General features: G+C 73.3%; 15 protein-coding genes. All 15 read left to right on the forward strand.

Annotated features, from left to right (window positions below):
- The first annotated feature begins 6 nt into the window (after nt 1-6).
- The 15 genes from ACIP8Z_RS08100 to ACIP8Z_RS08170 all read left to right on the forward strand — a co-directional run bounded on the left by ACIP8Z_RS08100 (nt 7) and on the right by ACIP8Z_RS08170 (nt 18721).
- Nucleotides 7-2190 carry a bi-domain-containing oxidoreductase gene (locus ACIP8Z_RS08100; RefSeq protein WP_402080218.1) on the forward strand — a complete coding sequence of 728 codons (2184 nt, stop codon included), beginning with the start codon at nt 7-9 and terminating at the stop codon, nt 2188-2190.
- On the forward strand, nt 2187-4148 hold the full coding sequence (locus ACIP8Z_RS08105; protein WP_402080220.1) for an alginate lyase family protein: 1962 nt from the start codon (nt 2187-2189) through the stop codon (nt 4146-4148). The genes ACIP8Z_RS08100 and ACIP8Z_RS08105 overlap by 4 nt, the downstream gene beginning before the upstream one ends.
- Nucleotides 4149-4156: 8 nt before the next feature.
- Complete coding sequence (locus ACIP8Z_RS08110; RefSeq protein WP_402080223.1) at nt 4157-5722, forward strand: right-handed parallel beta-helix repeat-containing protein; 1566 nt, start codon at nt 4157-4159, stop codon at nt 5720-5722.
- 1 nt (nt 5723) lies between these two features.
- Nucleotides 5724-7016: an O-antigen ligase domain-containing protein gene (locus tag ACIP8Z_RS08115; protein ID WP_402080226.1), complete on the forward strand. Its 1293-nt coding sequence runs from the start codon at nt 5724-5726 to the stop codon at nt 7014-7016.
- A gap of 7 nt (nt 7017-7023) precedes the next feature.
- Complete coding sequence (locus ACIP8Z_RS08120) at nt 7024-8304, forward strand: glycosyltransferase family 4 protein (RefSeq protein WP_402080229.1); 1281 nt, start codon at nt 7024-7026, stop codon at nt 8302-8304.
- Nucleotides 8301-9536, forward strand: coding sequence for a class I SAM-dependent methyltransferase (locus ACIP8Z_RS08125; protein ID WP_402080230.1), 1236 nt, complete (start codon nt 8301-8303; stop codon nt 9534-9536). Before ACIP8Z_RS08120 ends, ACIP8Z_RS08125 begins: the two co-directional genes overlap by 4 nt.
- On the forward strand, nt 9533-10339 hold the full coding sequence (locus tag ACIP8Z_RS08130) for a glucose-1-phosphate cytidylyltransferase (protein ID WP_402080232.1): 807 nt from the start codon (nt 9533-9535) through the stop codon (nt 10337-10339). The genes ACIP8Z_RS08125 and ACIP8Z_RS08130 overlap by 4 nt, the downstream gene beginning before the upstream one ends.
- Entirely contained in the window at nt 10336-10983 is a 648-nt protein-coding gene (locus ACIP8Z_RS08135; RefSeq protein WP_402080234.1) for a PIG-L deacetylase family protein, read from the forward strand. Before ACIP8Z_RS08130 ends, ACIP8Z_RS08135 begins: the two co-directional genes overlap by 4 nt.
- A gap of 3 nt (nt 10984-10986) precedes the next feature.
- Nucleotides 10987-12012, forward strand: a complete 1026-nt coding sequence (locus ACIP8Z_RS08140; protein ID WP_402080237.1) for an NAD-dependent epimerase/dehydratase family protein — start codon at nt 10987-10989, stop codon at nt 12010-12012.
- Entirely contained in the window at nt 12009-13307 is a 1299-nt protein-coding gene (locus ACIP8Z_RS08145) for a DUF4910 domain-containing protein (RefSeq protein WP_402080240.1), read from the forward strand. The genes ACIP8Z_RS08140 and ACIP8Z_RS08145 overlap by 4 nt, the downstream gene beginning before the upstream one ends.
- A 79-nt stretch (nt 13308-13386) precedes the next feature.
- A complete protein-coding gene (locus tag ACIP8Z_RS08150; RefSeq protein ID WP_402080826.1) occupies nt 13387-14622 on the forward strand; it encodes a hypothetical protein in 1236 nt (411 codons plus the stop codon).
- Nucleotides 14619-15566 carry a glycosyltransferase family 2 protein gene (locus ACIP8Z_RS08155; protein WP_402080242.1) on the forward strand — a complete coding sequence of 316 codons (948 nt, stop codon included), beginning with the start codon at nt 14619-14621 and terminating at the stop codon, nt 15564-15566. Before ACIP8Z_RS08150 ends, ACIP8Z_RS08155 begins: the two co-directional genes overlap by 4 nt.
- Nucleotides 15563-16801: a polysaccharide pyruvyl transferase family protein gene (locus ACIP8Z_RS08160; protein ID WP_402080245.1), complete on the forward strand. Its 1239-nt coding sequence runs from the start codon at nt 15563-15565 to the stop codon at nt 16799-16801. The genes ACIP8Z_RS08155 and ACIP8Z_RS08160 overlap by 4 nt, the downstream gene beginning before the upstream one ends.
- Nucleotides 16798-17346, forward strand: coding sequence for a dTDP-4-dehydrorhamnose 3,5-epimerase (gene rfbC / locus ACIP8Z_RS08165; RefSeq protein WP_402080248.1), 549 nt, complete (start codon nt 16798-16800; stop codon nt 17344-17346). Before ACIP8Z_RS08160 ends, rfbC begins: the two co-directional genes overlap by 4 nt.
- A 34-nt stretch (nt 17347-17380) precedes the next feature.
- Nucleotides 17381-18721: a glutamate-1-semialdehyde 2,1-aminomutase gene (locus ACIP8Z_RS08170; protein ID WP_402080251.1), complete on the forward strand. Its 1341-nt coding sequence runs from the start codon at nt 17381-17383 to the stop codon at nt 18719-18721.
- The last annotated feature ends 22 nt before the right edge of the window (nt 18722-18743 follow it).

Genomic DNA, 18743 nt, shown 5'->3' on the forward strand with positions numbered 1-18743 from the left:
ACTTCGGTGAAACAGGTTGTACAGAACTACAAGACCGGCGAACTCGCGGTGCTCGACGTGCCGGTACCGGGGTGCAAGCCGGGCGGTGTGCTGGTCCGCACCTCCTACTCCCTGATATCGACCGGGACCGAGCTCATGAAGGTCTCCGAGGCCGGCATGTCGATGCTGGGCAAGGCCCGCTCCCGGCCGGACCAGGTGGCCAAGGTCATGCAGAGCGTGGCCACCAACGGGATTCCCGCCACCTACCAGAAGGTGATGGGCAAGCTGGACTCCTACACCCCGCTGGGCTATTCGCTGTGCGGGGTGGTCGAGCAGGTCGGCACCGGCGTCGACGACGTGAAGGTCGGCGACGTCGTGGCCTGCGCGGGCAACGAGCACGCCCTGCACGCCGAGCTGAACTGGGTGCCGAAGAACCTCTACGTCAAGGTGCCGGAGGGCCTCGCGCCGCGGCACGCGGCCTTCGGCACCGTCGGATCGATCGCGATGCAGGGGGTCCGCCAGGGCGAGCCGCAGCTGGGCGAGGTGGCGCTGGTCATCGGCCTCGGGCTGATCGGGCAGCTGGTCGTGCAGCTCCTCACCGCCGCGGGCGTCCGCGTCGTCGGGGCCGACCCCGACCCGGCGCGCTGCGAGCTCGCCGAGCGCCTGGGCGCCGTGGCGTGCGGCGATCCCGCGTCCACGGCGGTGGAGGCCGCCGTCGCCGAACTCACCGACGGGCACGGCGTGGACCAGGTGTACCTGGCGGCCGGCGGCGGCAGCAACCAGCCCGTCGAGCTGGCCGCCCGGCTGTGCCGCGACCGCGGCCGGGTCGTCGACATCGGCAAGTGCCGTCTGGACCTTCCGTGGAACGCGTACTACGAGAAGGAGCTGGACGTCAGGTTCTCCCGTTCGTACGGCCCCGGGCGCTACGACCCTGAGTACGAGCTGGAGGGGCGGGACTATCCGATCGGGTACGTCCGGTGGACCGAGCGCCGCAACCTGGCGTGCTTCCTCGATCTCGTGGCCCGCGGCCGGGTCGACGTGGAGCCCCTGGTGTCCCACGTCGCCGACTTCGACGACGCCGTGGAGACGTACCGGCGGCTGAAGGACGGCGACCTGAAGGCCGTGGCGGTGCTGTTCCGCTACCCCGAGCACAAGGGGGAGGCACAGACGGCCCCGGTGGTGGCCGTGCCCGCGGTGCGGCGCGGCGGCGGAGTTCCCGCCCAGGCCCGGCCGGCGAAGCGGCCGGTGCGCCTGGCGTTCGTCGGCGCGGGGAACTACGCGACGTCGATGCTGCTGCCGCACCTGGTCGGGCGCGACGGCGTCGAGCTGTCCACCGTCGTCACCACGACGGCGCTGTCCGCGGCCAACGCGCAGCGGAAGTTCGGCTTCGCCGAGGCGACCACCGATCTCGACGCCGTGCTCGGTGACCCGTCCGTCGACGCGGTGTTCGTCGTCACCCGGCACAGCTCGCACGCCGAACTGACCCGCAAGGCGCTCCTCGCCGGCAAGACGGTGTTCGTGGAGAAGCCCCTCGCCCTCTCCGAGGACGAGCTGGCCGGGGTCCTCGCGGCGGTGGAGGAGTCCGGCAACGACCGGCTGCAGGTGGGCTTCAACCGCCGGTTCGCGCCGCTGCTCCAGGAGGCCAGGAAGCGGTTCGGCGACCGGACCGGTCCGGCGAACCTCCGCTACCTGGTCAACGCGGGCCGGCTGCAGCACGGCAGCTGGTACCTCCAGCAGGGCACCGAGGGCTCCCGGTTCGCCGGCGAGGGCGGGCACTTCATCGACACGGCGAGCTGGCTGCTCGGGGCCGACCCGGTCTCGGTGTACGCGGTCGCCACGTCCGGCCAGGACGACCTGCAGGTCGTGCTGCGCTACCCCGACGGGTCCACCGCCACCCTCAGCTACGTCACCACCGGGCCTTCGAGCTTCCCCAAGGAGACGCTGGACCTCGTCGCGGACGGCAAGGTGCTGCGGCTCGACGACTTCGTCCGCGCCTCGGTCTACGGAACGAAGCGCTGGGTCAGCTCGCGGCTGCCGCAGGCCCGGGACAAGGGCCAGAACGCCGAACTGGCCGCGTTCGTCAAGGCGGTGCGGACCGGTGGGCCGATGCCGGTGCCGCTGGAGTCGCTGGTCGCCACCACGGCGGCCACCCTCGCCGTGCGGGCCGGTCTGGCCGGCGGCGCGCCGGTGACCCTGGCGGGGGCTCGATGAGCATGAGTGCGGGCTGGTACCTCCGGCGCCTGTCCCGGATGGGACCGCAGGAGGTCGGCGGCCGGGTGGGCGACACGGTACGCAGGCGGCGCTGGCGGTCGGGGCTGCCGGACGCGCCGAGCGTGACCGGCGCCCGGTTCACCGCCGTCCTGCCCGCCGGGGCGATCGCCGCGGTGCCGCCGGACGCGGCGAAGCGGCTCGTCGCCGAGGCGGACCGGCTGATGGCCGGGCACGCCGAGTACTTCGGGGTGCACCGTGACGACCTGACCGACCCGGACTGGTGGTACGACCCGAAGACCGGGCGCCGGGCTCCGTGGGGGTACGCCTTCGACGTGCCGTACCGGAAGGAGGAGACGGTCGGGGACATCAAGCAGATCTGGGAGCTGTCCCGGCACCAGTACCTCACCGTGCTCGCCGCGGCCTACGCCGTCACTGGGGACGAGCGGTACGCCGAGCGGGTGGCGAGGCATCTGCGGTTGTGGTGGGCGGCCAACGCTCCGCTGCGCGGGGTGCACTGGATCAGCGGCATCGAGCTGGGGATCCGGCTGCTGTCCTGGGTGTGGATCCGGCGGCTCCTCGACGGCTGGCCTGGCGCGGCCGCGCTGTTCGAGGACAACCCGGTGGCGCGGAAGCAGATCTGGCACCACCAGCGCTGGCTCGCGGCCTTCCCCAGCCGGGGGTCCTCGGCGAACAACCACGTCATCGCCGAGGCCGCCGGGCAGCTCGCCGCGGCCTGCGCGTTCGGGTGGTTCCCCTCGTCGGCGCGTTGGCGGGCCGACGCGATGCGGTCCCTCGACCGGCATCTGCGGAGCAACACCTTCGGCTCCGGCCTCAACCGCGAGCTGGCCACCGAGTACCACGGGCTCGTGCTCGAACTCGGCCTGGCCGCGGTGGCCGAGGCGGACGCCGCCGGCGTGGCGGTCCCCCCGACGGTCCGCCTTGTGCTGCTGCGGATGACGGACGCGCTCGCCGCCATCGTGGACGGCCGGTTACGGCCGCCGCGCCAGGGGGACGCGGACGACGGGCACGGTCTGATCGTGGACGGCGCGGGCACCGACCGCTGGGGCTCGCTCCTCGCCACCGGGGACGCCGTGTTCGGCCGGCTCGACTGGTGGCCGGAGGTGACCGGCACCGATGTGCGCACCCCGCTGCTCGCCTCGCTCCTCCGGCCGTACGCGAAGACGGGACCGGCGGTGTCGCGGCCGGCGAACCGGCCGGCCCACTTCGCCGACGCGGGCATGACGATCCTGCGCGGCCCCGAGGAGATCTGGTGCCGCTGCGACGGCGGCCCGCACGGGTTCCTGTCCATCGCCGCGCACGCCCACGCGGACGCGCTCTCCGTGGAGGTCCGGCACGACGGGGTCGACGTGCTCGCCGACCCGGGGACGTTCTGCTACCACGGGCAGCCCGAGTGGCGGCAGTACTTCCGGTCGACCCTCGGCCACAACACCCTGCAGTGGGACGGCGGTGACCAGTCCGTCTCGGGCGGCCCGTTCCTGTGGACCCGGCATGCCCGGACCCGCGTCCTGGTCGCGGACCCGTCCTTCGCCACGACCGGGGGGACGGCCCGCTGGTGTGCCGAGCACGACGGCTACCAGCGCTCCGTGCACCGCCGCCGGGTGGAGCTGACCGCCGCGAGCCGGGAGGTGCGCGTGGTGGACGAGCTCCGCGGCGCCCCCGGGGCCGTACGTCTGGCGTTCCACCTGGGTCCGGCGATCTCCGCGGACCTGTCGGGGAACCGGGCGGTGCTCACCTGGAGCCGGGACGGTGAGGACCGCTCGGCGGTGCTCGACCTGCCCGGGGAGCTGTCCTGGCGGGCGCATCGCGGGGAGACCCACCCGCCGCTGGGCTGGTACTCCGCCGGCTTCGGGCGCAAGGAGCCCGCCACCACGCTGGTCGGCACCGGCTTCGCCGACGGCGTGTCCGGGTTCACCACCGTGCTCGGGTTCCGCGGCTAGGGGGGCGCGTGGGGATCAGGGCGAGGTACGGGGCGTGGGCGGTGGCACCGCTGACGGCGGTGCTGCTGGTGGCGACCGGCTGCACGAGCACGCCCGACGCCCCGGCGAGGGCGACCGGTGGAACCACCGGTTCCGGCGCGTCCGGCTCCCCCCGCGTCCCCGGAGCGCCCTCCGCCTCCCCCGCCCGGGTGTGCGACCGGCCCGCGGCCGGGCCGGTGAAGGCGCCGGCGGGCGCGGTGACGGTCGACCCCGCGGTCGTCGGCGACCTGGCCACGAAGACCGAGAACAGCCCCCCGCACACCACGTTCTGGCTTCGGCCCGGCAAGCACACCCTGGAGCCGGACCCCTATGCCCAGGTCATGGCCAAGGAGGGCAACCGCTACCTCGGCGCGCCGGGCGCGGTGCTCGACGGCCGGAGGACCAACCAGTACGCGTTCAGCGGCACCGCCCCCGACGTCACCATCCAGTACCTGACCGTGGAGGGCTTCCGCGCGCCGCACGACGAGGGCGTGGTCAACCACGACATGGCCGACGGGTGGGTGATCGAGCACGCGACCGTCCAGGGCAACTCCGGGGCCGGGCTGATGGCCGGTGCTCGCCAGCGGGTCCGCGCGAGCTGTCTGCGGAACAACGGCCAGTACGGCATGAACGCGTACAAGACCGGTGACTCGATCCGCGGCCTGGTGGTCGAGGGCAACGAGATCACGGGCAACAACACCGACGACTGGGAGCGGCGGCGGCCGGGCTGCGGCTGCACCGGCGGCATCAAGTTCTGGGCCGTCGACGGCGCCGACGTGCGCGGCAACTGGGTGCACCACAACCGCGGGACCGGGCTGTGGGCCGACAACAACAACAACGACTTCCGTATCGAGGACAACCTCCTGGAGTCCAACGACGGTGCCGCGCTGATGTACGAGACCAGTTACAACGCGGTCATCCGGAACAACACGATCCGGCGGAACAACTGGGTCGAGGGCCGCGCCTACGCCAAGGACGGCGACGACTTCCCGTACGCGACCGTCTACGTGTCCGAGGCCGGCGGCGAACCGCGGATCCCTGCCCGCACGGACCGGATCGAGATCTACGGGAACGTCCTGGAGGACAACTGGAACGGGATCACCCTGTGGGAGAACGCCGACCGGTTCTGCAACAGCCCCGCCAACACGTCGACCGGGTACTGCACCCTGCTGGTGAAGGACACCGGCCGCTGCGCGCGGCCGGCGATCGCCACCGCGCCGCTCTACGGCGACTGCCGGTGGAAGACGCAGCGGGTGGACATCCACGGCAACCGCTTCGTCCTCGACCCGTCCGTCGTCGGGTGCACGACGGAGTGCGGGCGCATGGCGGTCTTCGCCGACGAGGGCACCTCCCCGGACTGGTCGCCGTACAAGGGCGGGCGGGTGGCCGAGGCGATCACCCACCGGCAGCAGAACCGCTGGCACGGCAACGTCTACCGCGGCCCGTGGAGCTTCGTCGCCGGCGACCGGAGCCGGACGCTGGACTCCCGGCAGTGGCAGGGCACGCCGTACCGCCAGGACGCGGGCAGCGACTTCGGCCCCCGGGCCGGTGGTTGAGATGGACGAGGACCTGGGGCGGGACCGGCTGCCGGGCGCAGCGGACGGGGCGGGCGCACTCCCCGCCGCCGCACCGCGCCCCGGCGGCACCCCGAAGGCCGTCGGGATCGTCTGGGCGCTGCTCGGGCTCAACACGCTCGGCTCCGCGGGGGCGAAGACCGTCGTCGCGATCCCCCGCTCCCTCATCCAGATGGCCACCATGGGCGCGCTGGTCGCGGCGTTCGCGCTGGCTCTGGCGCTCAATCCCCGGCTGCGCATCCGGCCCAGCGCCTTCGTGTTCCTGCTCACGCTGCTCCTCGTGCCGAGCCTGATCGCCAGCGTGCAGCTGGAGGTCGGGGTCGGCGCGCTGTTCCGCTGCGCCCGGCTGGCCCTCTTCGTCGGGACGCTGTGGCTGCTGAGCCGCTGGTGGGACGGCAGCCTGACCTTCGTCCGCTACCACATCCGGATGTACTTCGCGGTCCTGGTCCTGGTGGCCGCGGGTCTGGCCGTCTCACCGGCCACGGCCATGCCCGAGTACTACGGCGGGCGTCTGGTCGGCGCGTTGTGGCCGCTGACCCCGCCGCAGATCGGACAGTACGCCGCGGTGGTCATCGGGCTCGCCGTGCTGCTCCTGCTCGGCCGCCGGACCACCGGGGCCGGTGCCGCGGTGGTCATCGTGCCGTCCCTCGTCCTGCTCGCGATGACCCACACCCGGACGGCCACGCTCGGACTGCTCATCGGCCTCGTGCTCGCGATCGGTTCGCTCGTCCTGACGAGCGCCTCCGCCCGCCGGTTCTTCGCCTGGGCGGTGCTGTGCGCCACGGTGGCCGCGGTGGTGTTCAGCTCCGCGCTGCGGGCGTGGTTCCTGCGCGGACAGAGCCAGGAGAACTTCGCCAACCTGACCGGGCGGGCCAAGGTCTGGGACGCGCTGCTCTCGGCGCCCCGGACGACCGGGGAGAAGGTGTTCGGCACGGGCCTGGGCGACAAGTCGTTCGACGGGCTGCCGATCGACAACAGCTGGCTGGCCGTCTACGACGAGCAGGGGCTGGTCGGCGTCACCCTCGTGGCGGCGATCGTCATCGTGCTCGGCGGTGTCGCGCTGCTGCGGCCACCGTCGCTGCCGAGGGCCTGCGCGATCTTCCTGATCAGCTACTGCGGGATCTCGTCGTACACCGAGGTGGGCCTGGGCGACGCCTCGGCGTATCTGCTCCATCTGGCCCTGGCCGCCTCGCTCCTCGCGCTCCCCGCCCCTGCCGCGCCCCTCCCGACGCACGACATCCCCCGCCGACGTATCCCGCTCTGGGCCAGGAGGTGACCTGAGCATGCATGTCCTCGTGGTCCACAACCGCTACTCCTCGGCGCAGCCGAGCGGGGAGAACAGGGTCGTCGACGAAGAGGCGGGGCTGCTGCGCGCGGCCGGCCACCGGGTCGACGTGTTCGAGCGGCGCAGTGACGACATCGCCGCCCGCTCCCTGCTGGGCAAGGTCGCGGTGCCGTTGCTCGTGCCGTGGAACCCGGCGGCCCGCGCGGAGCTCACCGCCCGGCTCCGCGCCGACCGGCCGGACGTGGTGCACGTCCACAACGTGTTCCCGCTGCTGTCGCCCTCGGTGCTCGCCGCCTGTGCGGAGGCCGGTGTGCCGGTCGTCGCCACGCTGCACAACTACACGCAGGTCTGTCCGCCCGGCACGCTGCACCGGGACGGCCGGCAGTGCACCGAGTGCGTCGGGCCGGCGCTGCCGCTGCCCGCCGTCCGGCACGGCTGCTACCGGAACTCCCGGCTGGCGACGGTGCCGCTCGCGGTCAGTCTGTCGGTCAACCGGCGGCGGTGGTGGTCAGGCGTGGAGCGGTTCTTCTGCATCTCCGCGGCGCAGCGCGACGTCCTCGTACGGTCCGGCATGCCGCCCGAGCGGCTCGCGGTGAAGCACAACTTCGTACCCGACCCGGGCACCGTACGGGCGGGCGCCGGCGAACAGCTGCTCTTCCTCGGCCGGCTCGCCGAGGCCAAGGGCATACGGCTGCTCATGGCGGCGTGGGACGAGGTCGCCGCGGGCGGCGGGGCGGACGTGCCGCTCGTGATCGCCGGGGCGGGGCCGCTGGAGCGCGAGGTGACCGCCTGGGCGGCGGGCCGGGACGACGTCCGGTACGCGGGCCTGTGGGACCCGGCGGAGTGCCGGCGGGCCCTCGCGCGGTCGGTGGCCGTGGTGGCCCCGTCGCTGGCCATGGAGACCTTCGGCCTGGTGGTCGCGGAGGCGATGGCGGCGGGGGTCCCGGCCGTCGCCGCCGCGCACGGCGCCTTCGTCGAACTCGTCGAGAACGGGGTGACCGGTCTGCTGCACACGCCGGGCGATCCCTCCTCGCTCGCGGACCGCCTCCGCCGGATCACGGCGGAGCCGGACCGCAACCGGGAGATGGGCGAGGCGGCCCGGCGCCGGTACGAGAAGGGGTTCAGCCCGTCCGTCGGGCTGGAGCGCCTCCTGGAGGAGTACCGCACCGCGATCGCGGTGCGGTCGGGCGGCGGGAACAGCGCGCCGCCGGCAGGGAACGAGGAAACCGGCTCGTCGCGGGACACCCGCGCGAGCGGAGATGGGGGGCAGGAGAAATGACACGATGCCGACTCTGCGGTTCGGCGGCGCTGGCCAGCGTCGTCGACCTGGGGGCGACTCCGCCGTGCGAGAGCTTTCTCGCCGCGGACCGACTGGACCAGCCCGAGCCCGCGTACCCGCTGCACCTGCGGGTCTGCACGGACTGCTGGCTCGCGCAGATCCCGCCGCTGATCACGCCGGAGGAGACGTTCCAGGAGTACGCGTACTTCTCCTCGTACTCGACCTCCTGGGTGGAGCACGCGCGCACGTTCGTCGCCGACGCCGTGCGGCGGGTCGGGCTCGGCCCCGACGCCTTCGTGGTCGAGGTCGCCAGCAATGACGGATACCTGCTGAAGCACGTGGTGGACCGGGGGATCCGCTGCCTGGGCATCGAGCCGTCGGTGAACGTCGGTGCCGCGGCGCGGGACGCGGGTGTGCCCACGCTGACGGAGTTCCTGTCCCCGGAGACCGGCTCGGCCGTCCGCGCCGAGCACGGACCGGCGGACCTGGTCGTGGCCAACAACGTGTACGCGCACATCCCCGACGTGGTCGGCTTCACCGAAGGGCTGCGCGCCCTGGTCGCGGACGACGGCTGGGTCTCGATCGAGGTGCAGCACCTGCTGACCCTGATCGAGGAGAACCAGTACGACACGATCTACCACGAGCACTTCCAGTACTACACGGTCGCGTCCGCCGCCCGGGCGCTCGCGAGCGGCGGGCTCACGCTCGTGGACGTCGAGCTGCTGCCCACGCACGGCGGCTCCATCCGGCTGTGGGCGCGGCCGTCCGAGGCCGCCGGGGAGCCGAGCCGCCGGGTGGCCGAGGTCCTCGACCGGGAGAAGGCCGCCGGGCTCCAGGAGCTGTCCGGGTACGCGGAGTTCTCCGCCCGGGTGGCCAAGGTGCGCCGGGACCTGCTGCGGTTCCTCATCGACGTCGCCGAGCGCGGCGAGACGGTCGTCGGCTACGGCGCCCCGGGCAAGGGCAACACCCTGCTCAACCACTGCGGCATCCGCCCCGACCTGCTCGCCTACACGGTCGACCGCAACCCCTACAAGCACGGCCGGTTCACGCCGGGCACCCGCATCCCGATCCTGCCGCCCGAGCGGATCGCCGCCGACCGGCCGGACTACGTCCTCGTCCTCCCGTGGAACCTGCGGGACGAGCTGGTCGAGCAGCTGTCCTTCGTGCACGAGTGGGGCGGCCGGCTCGTCTTCCCCATCCCGGAACTGAGCATCGTCGAGGTGAAGGCATGAAGGTCGTACTGTTCTGCGGCGGCTACGGGATGCGGATGCGCAGCGGGGCATCCGACGACGTGCCCAAGCCGATGGCGATGGTCGGTCCGCGCCCGCTGATCTGGCACGTCATGCGCTACTACGCGCACTTCGGGCACACGGAGTTCATCCTGTGCCTGGGGTACGGGGCGCACCACATCAAGAACTTCTTCCTCACCTACGAGGAGACGACGTCCAACGACTTCGTGCTGCGCGGCGGGCGGACCGAGCTGCTCTCCACCGACATATCGGACTGGACGATCACCTTCGCGCAGACCGGCATCGAGTCGCCGATCGGGGAGCGGCTGCGTCGGGTGCGGCACCACCTGGACGGTGACGAGATGTTCCTCGCCAACTACGCCGACGTGCTCACCGACGCGCCGCTGGACGAGATGGTCGACCGGTTCGCCCGGCGCGACGCGGGGGCGTCGATGATGGTGGTGCCGCCCCAGCAGTCGTTCCACTGCGTGGACCTGGGCGAGGACGGCCTGGTCGGCGGGATCACCGCGGTGAGCGACATGCCGCTCTGGGAGAACGGCGGCTACTTCGTGCTCCGCCAGGAGGTCTTCGACCACATACCCGAGAACGGGGACCTGGTCGCCGACGGCTGTGCGGGGCTGGCCAAGCAGGGCCGGCTCGTGGCGCACCGGCACCGCGGCTTCTGGAAGCCGACGGACACCGTGAAGGAGCGCGCCGCGCTCGACGCCGCCTACGCGGCGGGCGACCGCCCGTGGGCCGTGTGGGAGCGGGACGGCGCCGCGGCGACCGCCGGAGCGCGCGCGTGATCCGCCTCGGCGCGGGGCGCCCGGGCCGGGTCGTCGCGGTCGGCGCGCACTGCGACGACATCGCGATCGGCGCGGGCGGCACGCTCCTGACGCTGTGCCGGGCGCGGCCGGGGGTACGTGTCGACGCGCTGGTGCTCTCCGGCGGCGGGACCGAGCGCGAGGAGGAGGAGCGGGCCGCGCTCGCCGCCTTCTGCCCGGACGCCGACCTGCGGCTGACCGTGCTCAAGCTGCCGGACGGCCGGCTGCCGGTGCACTGGGACGAGGCCAAGGCCGCGGTGGAGGAGCTCCGCGCGCGGACCGAGCCGCAGCTGATCCTGGCCCCGCGCACCGACGACGCGCACCAGGACCACCGCGGCCTGGCGAAGCTCGTGACCACGGCGTTCCGCGACCACCTCGTGCTCCGCTACGAGATCGTCAAATGGGACGGCGACCTGGGCCGTCCGACGGCGTACCAGCCGCTGTCGCCGGAGACCGCCGAGGACAAGGTGCGGCTGCTGCAGGAGCACTATCCCTCGCAGCGGCACCGTCCCTGGTACGACCGGGAGGCCTTCCTCGGCCTCGCCCGGATCCGCGGTATCGAATGCCACGCGCGGTACGCCGAGGCGTTCGCGGTCACCAAACTCACTCTCGATCTGGGGGAATGAACCTTGCGCGTACTGCTGACCGGACACCAGGGCTACTTGGGCACCGTGATGGCCCCGGTCCTCGCGGCCGACGGCCACGAGGTCGTCGGTCTCGACTCCGGCCTGTTCGCGGACTGCGTGCTCGGCCCGTCGCCCGCCGACCCGTCCGGGCACCGGGTGGACCTGCGCGACGTCACGGCAGAGCACGTGGCCGGGGTGGACGCCGTGATCCATCTGGCCGCGCTCTCCAACGACCCTCTGGGGTCGCTGGCGCCGGACCTCACCTACGACATCAACCACCACGCCTCCGTGCGGCTGGCCCGGCTGGCCAAGGACGCCGGGGTGCGGCGGTTCCTGTACGCGTCCACCTGCTCGGTCTACGGCGCCGCGGGCGGTGACGAACTGGTCGCGGAGGACGCCCCGCTGCGCCCGGTGACGCCGTACGCGGAGTCCAAGGTGCGGGTGGAGGACGATCTGCACGCGCTCGCCGACGGCGACTTCAGCCCGGTGTACATGCGCAACGCCACCGCGTTCGGCTTCTCGCCGCGGCTGCGCGCCGACATCGTGCTGAACAACCTGGTGGGTCACGCGCTCCTGTCCGGCGAGGTCCTCGTGATGTCGGACGGCACGCCCTGGCGGCCGCTGGTGCACGCCGCCGACATCGCCCGGGCCTTCTCCGCCGCGCTGACCGCGCCGCGCGAGGCGGTCCACGACCGGGCGTTCAACATCGGCAGCGAGACCAACAACGTCACGGTCGCCGAGATCGCGGCGCAGGTCGCCGAGGCGGTGTCGGGTTCGAAGGTGGTGATCACCGGGGAGACCGGTGCCGATCCGCGCTCGTACCGGGTGGACTTCTCCCGGTTCCGGGCCGCGCTGCCCGGCTTCGACTGCGAGTGGACGGTGAAGCGGGGGGCGCTCGAACTCGCTGACGCCTACCGGGAGTTCGGACTGACCCGGGAGGACTTCGAGCGCCGCTTCACCCGGCTCGCGGTGCTGCGCGCGGCGTCCGGGACCGGCGCGGTCGACGACACCCTGCGGTGGCGCCGATGACCGCGGCCGGCGAGGAGCCGACGGCCTCGGCCGGCGAGCGGATGCACGAACTGGTGGAGCGGCTGTACCCGCTCTGCCGGAGCATCACCGGCGACGGGGTGCGCGCCACCCTGGACATCGTCGGCGAGTACGTCCCGCTGGAGGTGCACGAGGTGCCGACCGGGACGCAGGTGCTCGACTGGACGGTGCCGCAGGAGTGGAACATCCGGGACGCGTACATCGCCGACTCCGCGGGCCGTCGCGTCGTCGACTTCGTCGCGTCCAGCCTGCACGTGCTCGGCTACAGCGTGCCGGTGGCGCGGACCATGCCGCTGGCGGAGCTGCGCGCGCACCTGCACACCCTGCCGGAACACCCTTCGTGGGTGCCGTACCGCACCAGTTACTACACGCCGGAGTGGGGGTTCTGCCTGGCCCAGGAGACCTTGGACGCACTGCCGGACGGCGAGTACGAGGTACGCGTGGACTCCACGCTCGCGGACGGCCACCTCACCTACGCCGAGCACGTGGTCCCCGGGCAGGTCACCGACGAGGTGATCGTCTCCTGCCACGTCTGCCACCCGTCGCTGGCCAACGACAACCTGGCCGGCGTCGCGGTGGCGACGTTCCTGGCCCGGGCGCTGGCCGAGGAGACGCCGTACCACACCTACCGGTTCATCTACGCGCCGGGCACCATCGGGGCGATCACCTGGCTGGCCCGCAACGCGGAGCGGATCGAGCAGGTCAAGCACGGCCTCGTGCTGGCCTGCGCCGGCGACTCGGGCCGGCTGACGTACAAGCGGAGCAGGCGCGGCGACGCGGAGATCGACCGGGTGATGGCGCACGTCCTCGCCGCATCCGAACGCCCGCACCAGGTCAACGAGTTCACGCCGTACGGCTACGACGAGCGGCAGTACTGCTCCCCCGGGTTCGACCTCGGGGTGGGCTCGCTCAGCCGGACTCCGTACGCCGGGTACCCCGAGTACCACACCTCGGCGGACAACCCGGACCTCGTCTCCCCGGAGGCGATGGAGGACACGCTGGCCGTCTGCCGCGAGGCGTTCTCCGTACTCGACCGCAACCGGCGGTACGTCAATCTCAGCCCGTACGGCGAGCCGCAGTTGGGCCGGCGTGGGCTGTACGACTCGCTCGGCGGCCGCAGCGACGCGAAGCAGGCCCAGATGGCGATGCTGTGGGTGCTCAGCATGGCCGACGGCGAGCGCGGTCTGCTGGACGTCGCCGAGCGGTCCGGGCTGCCGTTCGACTCGGTCGCCGGCGCGGCCGAGGCCCTGGCCGCCGCCGGACTGATCAAGGCATGACGTGACGAGCGCCGAGAGGGAGAAGACGACGACGCCCGCGGACCCGGCCGGACCCGCCCGGCCGACCGCGCGGCGGGCCATGGCCGGCCGGCTGTCCTGGGGGCTCGCCGACCAGGCGGCGTCCAGCGCGACCAACTTCGTGGTGGGCATCTATGTGGCACGCTCGCTCGGGCTGGCCGCGTTCGGCGTGTTCACCCTGGCCTGGGTGACCTTCGGCGTCGTGCTCGGCGTCTCCCGCGGGCTGGCCACCGACCCGCTCACGGTGCGCTTCAGCGGCGTGCCGGAGGCGTCCTGGCGCGGGGCGGTGGCCCGGTCCTCGGGTACCGCCCTCGGCGTCGGCGCCGCCATCGGCGCGCTGTGCCTGGTCCTCGGACTCGGGCTCGGCGGCTCGGTGGGATCCGCGTTCGCCTGCCTCGGCGTCGTCCTGCCGGGGCTGTTGCTCCAGGACGCCTGGCGGTTCTCGTTCTTCGCCGCGGGCGCCGGGCGCAAGGCGTTCGTGAACGACCTCGTGATGGGCGTCGCGCTCGTCCCCGCCATGGTCGTGGCGGCCCGCGTGGGCAGCGTGGCCGCCTTCGTGCTCGCCTGGGGGGCGTCCGCCGCGGTGGCCGCGGGATACGGCTACCTCCAGTCCGGCATCGCGCCCCGGCCGGCCGAGGCGCGCGCCTGGACGCGCGAACAGCGCGACCTCGGCTACCGGTACCTCGTCGAGAACGTCGGCGTCAGCGGCGCGGGCCAGCTGCGGGCGTACGGGCTCGGCGCGATCGTCGGCGTCAGCGCGGTCGGCGTGGTCCGGGGCGCCGAGCTCCTGCTCGGCCCCTTCCTCGCCGTCCTGATGGGCCTGTCGCTCGTGACCGTCGCGGAGGCGGCACGGGTGCTGCGGCAGGCCCCGCACCGGCTGCGCGCGTTCTGCCTCCTGCTCGGCGGCGGGCAGGCCGCCGCCGCGCTGCTCTGGGGCGCGGCGCTGCTGCTCGTGCCGGACCGGCTCGGTGAGCTCGTGCTCGGCGGCGTCTGGCACGCCGCCTCGGAGCTCATCGTGCCGGCCACGCTCGGCGTCGCGGCCGCGAGCCTCGGCACCGGCGCGGCGGCCGGGCTCCGCGCGCTCGCCGCGGCCCGGCGCAGCCTGCGCTGCCAGCTGATCGCCTCCACCCTCTATGTCGGCGGCGGGCTCGGCGGGGCGGTCGTCGCCGGCACCGTCGGCTCGGCCTGGGGCGTCGCCGCCGCGACGCTCGGCAGCTCGGCCGTGTGGTGGCTGGAGCTGCGGTCCGCCCTGCGCGAGCACCACCAGAACCCCCTTCCCGAAGTGAGGACACCATGACCGCCCCACCCCGGCTCGGCATCGGCCTGCCCGTGTACAACGGCGAGGAGTACCTCGCCGAGGCACTCGACGCCCTGCTCGGTCAGACCTACGAGGACTTCGAGCTGGTCATCTCCGACAACGCCTCGACCGACGGCACCCAGGACATCTGCCGCGCGTACGCGGCACGGGACTCGCGCATCCGGTACATCCGGCTGACCCGGAACATCGGCGCCGCACCGAACCACAACTATGTGTTCACCCAGTGCCGCGGCGAGCTGTTCAAGTGGGCCTCGCACGACGACCTGTACGCCCGTGACCTGCTGCGGCGCTGCGTGGACGCGCTGGACGAGCGGCCGGACGTGATCCTGGCCCACGCCGACCAGGCCGTCATCGACGGCGAGGGCCGGGTGAAGGTCCCGTACGACTACACGCTCGCCACCGACTCGCCGCGCGCGCCGGAGCGCTTCCGCAGCATGCTCTTCGAACCCGGCGGGGACGACTTCTACGGGGTGATGCGGGCCGACGTGCTGCGCCGGGTGAAGCCGCACGACAGCTACCACCACGCGGACCGCACGTTCGTCTCCGAGATCGGCCTGCACGGGCCCTTCCACCAGGTGCCGGAGCTGCTGTACTTCCGCCGGGACCATCCCACCCGCGCCGAACGGGCCAACCCCTCCAAGCGCTCCCGCTGCGTCAACCTGGACCCGCGCCGGGCCGGCCCGCTGCACCCGACGCCCCGGCTGCTCGCCGAGTACGTGTGGGGGTTCGTCGCGGCGATCCGGCGGGCGCCGCTGTCGCCGGCGGACCGGCGCGCGTGCTACGGCCATCTCGTCTCCTGGGCGGCGAGCCGGGCCCGGCCGGGCGCCGGCGAGCGGGTCGAGGACCGCGCCCCGGTCGATCCGGCCCGGCTCACCGTCTCCCTCGACGCCATCGTGGCCGGCCGGGAAGGCAGGCGGACATGAGGCCCCCGGCGGGGCCTCCGGTCCGCGTCGGGCTGTTCGGGCTGCTCGGCTCCGGCAACCTCGGCAACGACGGGTCGATGGAGGCCGTGCTCGCGTACCTCCGCCGGGACCACCCGGAGGCGACCGTGGACGCGATGTGCGGCGGTCCCGAGGTCGTACGGCTCCGGCACCGGCTGCCCGCGACACGGCTGCACTGGTACCGCGGGGAGTACCGGACCGCGTCGCGGGCGGGCGCGGTCGTGGGGAAGGGGCTCGGCAAACTCGTCGACGCCGTCCGCACCGCCGCCTGGGTGCGCCGGCACGACGTGGTGATCGTGCCGGGCATGGGCGTCCTGGAGGCCACGCTGCCGCTGCGGCCGTGGGGCTTCCCGTACGCGCTGTTCCTGCTCTGCGCGTCCGGCCGGCTGTTCGGCACCCGGGTCGCGCTGGTCGGCGTCGGCGCCGCCCCGATCGGCAACCGGGCGACCCGGGCCCTGGTGCGCCGGTCGGCGCGGCTCGCCGCGTACCGGTCGTACCGGGACGACCAGTCCCGCGACGCCCTGCGGGCGATGGGGGTGGACACCGCGCGCGACGAGGTCCACCCGGACCTCGCCTTCGCCCTGCCGACACCGCCGTCGCCCGCCCCCTCGGGGACGCCGGGACCGGTGTGCGTCGGCGTCATGGCCTTCCACGGCGGCGACGACGACCGCGCCCTGGCCGAGGAGATCCACCGGCGCTACCTGGACGGGACGACCCGCTTCGTCCGCGCCCTGGTCGAGGACGGCAGGCCGGTCCGGCTGCTCACCGGCGACGAGGTCGACGGGGAGGTGGTCGCCGCGATCCTCGACGCGGTGGACTCCCCGCTGGTCACCGCCGCCGAGACGGCCTCGCTCGACGACCTGATGAAGGAGATGGCGGCCGCCGACGCCGTGGTGGCGACCCGGTACCACAACCTGGTCTGCGCGCTGAAGGTCGGCGTGCCGACGCTCGCGCTCAGCTACGCGGCGAAGAGCGACGCGCTCATGGACCGGATGGGCCTCGGCGCGTACCGCCACCCGGCTCGCGAGGTCGACGCCGAGCGGCTGCTCGACGCGTTCCGGGAGCTGGAGAAGCACGCCGCGGAGCTGCGACGAACCCTCGCCGAGCGGAACCTGACCGTCGCCCGGCAACTGGAGGAGCAGTTCACCGCCCTGACCACGGCCGTGTTCCCGAGAACCGGCCGTGCCCACGCCCACGCCCTGCGGGAGACCCCATGAAAGCGATCGAAGTCCCGGAGATCGACGGCGCGTACCTGTTCGAGCCGACGCCGTACGCCGACGAACGCGGCTTCTTCTGCCGCACGTTCGACGCCGACGTGGTCCGCTCGGTGGGCCTCGACCCGGACGCCTTCGTCCAGGACAGCGTGTCCCGTTCGGTCCGGGGCGTGCTGCGCGGCATGCACCTGCGCTCCGGCGCCGGCGAGGCCAAGCTGGTGCGGTGCTCGTACGGCAGGATCTTCGACGTCGTCGTCGACCTGCGGACGGACTCGCCGACCTACCGCAACCGGGCCTTCTTCGAGCTGTCCGGCGAGACGCAGACGACCCTCTACATCCCCGCGGGGTGCGCGCACGGCTTCCAGGCGCTGACCGATACCGCCGACACCTCGTACCGGATCGACCGCCCGCACGACCCGGCCGAGGACGTGACGATCGCCTTCGACGACCCGGAACTCGCCATCCCCTGGCCGCTGCCGCCCGTGTCGATGTCCCCGCGGGACCGGGAGGCGCCGAGCCTCGCCGAGGCCCTGAAGCACACGTCCTGACGCCCTGGAGAGTGAAGTCCGCGTGGACACCGAAGTGACCGAAGCGACCGAAGACACCGAAGAGTTCTCCCTGCCTCGCTCGCGGCAGGCGAACGAGCGACTGCACGCCCTGATCCCCGGGGGCGCGCACACCTACGCCAAGGGCGACGACCAGTACCCCGAGAACCTGGCCCCGGTCATCAGCCACGGCCGCGGCGCCCATGTGTGGGACGTCGACGGCAACCGCTACATCGAGTACGGCTCCGGCCTGCGGTCGGTCAGTCTCGGCCACGCCCACCCGCGCGTGCTCGAAGCCGTACGGCGGGAGATCGACCGCGGCGGCAACTTCGTCCGGCCCTCCATCGTGGAGGTCGAGGCCGCCGAACGCTTCCTGGCCACGGTGCCGACCGCCGAGATGGTCAAGTTCGCGAAGAACGGCTCCGACGTCACCACCGCCGCGGTACGCCTCGCCCGCGCCGTCACCGGGCGCCCGCGGGTGGCCGTCTGCGGCGACCACCCGTTCTTCTCCGTCGACGACTGGTTCATCGGCACCACGCCGATGTCCGCCGGCATCCCGGCGGCGACCACCGATCTCACCGTGGCGTTCCCTTACGGGGACCTGGCCGCCACGGAGGAGCTGCTCACCCGGTACCGGGACGAGGTCGCCTGTCTGATCCTCGAACCCGCCGGGCACGCCGAACCCCCGCCCGGGTACCTCGCCGGCCTGCGCGAGCTGGCCGACCGGCACGGCTGCGTCCTGGTCTTCGACGAGATGATCACCGGTCTGCGCTGGTCCGAGGCGGGGGCGCAGGGTCTGTACGGCGTGGTCCCCGACCTCTCCACGTTCGGCAAGGCGCTGGGGAACGGGTTCGCCGTCTCCGCGCTCGCCGGGCGCCGCGAACTGATGGAGTGGGGCGGGCTGCGCCACTCCGGCGACCGGGTGTTCCTGCTGTCCACCACGCACGGCGCGGAGACGCACGCGCTCGCCGCCGCGTCGGCCGTGCAGACCACCTACGCCGAGGAGGGCATCACCGCGCGGTTGCACGCCCTCGGTGAGCGGTTGGCCGCCGGGGTCCGCGAGGCCGCCGCCGCCATGGGCGTCGGCGACCACCTCGTCGTCCGGGGCCGGGCCAGCAACCTGGTCTTCGCCACCCTCGACGAGCACGGGCGGCCGTCGCAGGAGTACCGCACGCTGTTCCTTCGCCGGCTCCTCGCGGGTGGGGTGCTCGCCCCGTCGTTCGTGGTGAGCAGCGCGCTCGACGACGACGACATCGACCGCACGGTCGAGGTGGTGGCCCAGGCGTGCGCGGTGTACCGGAAGGCCCTGGACGCCGCCGACCCCACCCCGTGGCTGGCCGGGCGGCCGGTGAAGCCCGTCTTCCGGCGCCTGGTGTGAGCGGCTCGACGTGACGTCACCC

Origin of the sequence: Streptomyces sp. NPDC088553, from assembly GCF_044752965.1 — a bacterium.
Taxonomy (GTDB): domain Bacteria; phylum Actinomycetota; class Actinomycetes; order Streptomycetales; family Streptomycetaceae; genus Streptomyces.

What these genes read in the sequence shown, in the direction of transcription:
- ACIP8Z_RS08115 (WP_402080226.1), top strand. Translation starts at nt 5,724, where the DNA reads ATGGACGAGGACCTGGGGCGGGACCGGCTGCCGGGCGCAGCGGACGGG.
- ACIP8Z_RS08155 (WP_402080242.1), top strand. Translation starts at nt 14,619, where the DNA reads ATGACCGCCCCACCCCGGCTCGGCATCGGCCTGCCCGTGTACAACGGC.
- ACIP8Z_RS08130 (WP_402080232.1), top strand. Translation starts at nt 9,533, where the DNA reads ATGAAGGTCGTACTGTTCTGCGGCGGCTACGGGATGCGGATGCGCAGC.
- ACIP8Z_RS08150 (WP_402080826.1), top strand. Translation starts at nt 13,387, where the DNA reads ATGGCCGGCCGGCTGTCCTGGGGGCTCGCCGACCAGGCGGCGTCCAGC.
- ACIP8Z_RS08125 (WP_402080230.1), top strand. Translation starts at nt 8,301, where the DNA reads ATGACACGATGCCGACTCTGCGGTTCGGCGGCGCTGGCCAGCGTCGTC.
- ACIP8Z_RS08105 (WP_402080220.1), top strand. Translation starts at nt 2,187, where the DNA reads ATGAGCATGAGTGCGGGCTGGTACCTCCGGCGCCTGTCCCGGATGGGA.
- ACIP8Z_RS08160 (WP_402080245.1), top strand. Translation starts at nt 15,563, where the DNA reads ATGAGGCCCCCGGCGGGGCCTCCGGTCCGCGTCGGGCTGTTCGGGCTG.
- ACIP8Z_RS08120 (WP_402080229.1), top strand. Translation starts at nt 7,024, where the DNA reads ATGCATGTCCTCGTGGTCCACAACCGCTACTCCTCGGCGCAGCCGAGC.
- ACIP8Z_RS08145 (WP_402080240.1), top strand. Translation starts at nt 12,009, where the DNA reads ATGACCGCGGCCGGCGAGGAGCCGACGGCCTCGGCCGGCGAGCGGATG.
- rfbC (WP_402080248.1), top strand. Translation starts at nt 16,798, where the DNA reads ATGAAAGCGATCGAAGTCCCGGAGATCGACGGCGCGTACCTGTTCGAG.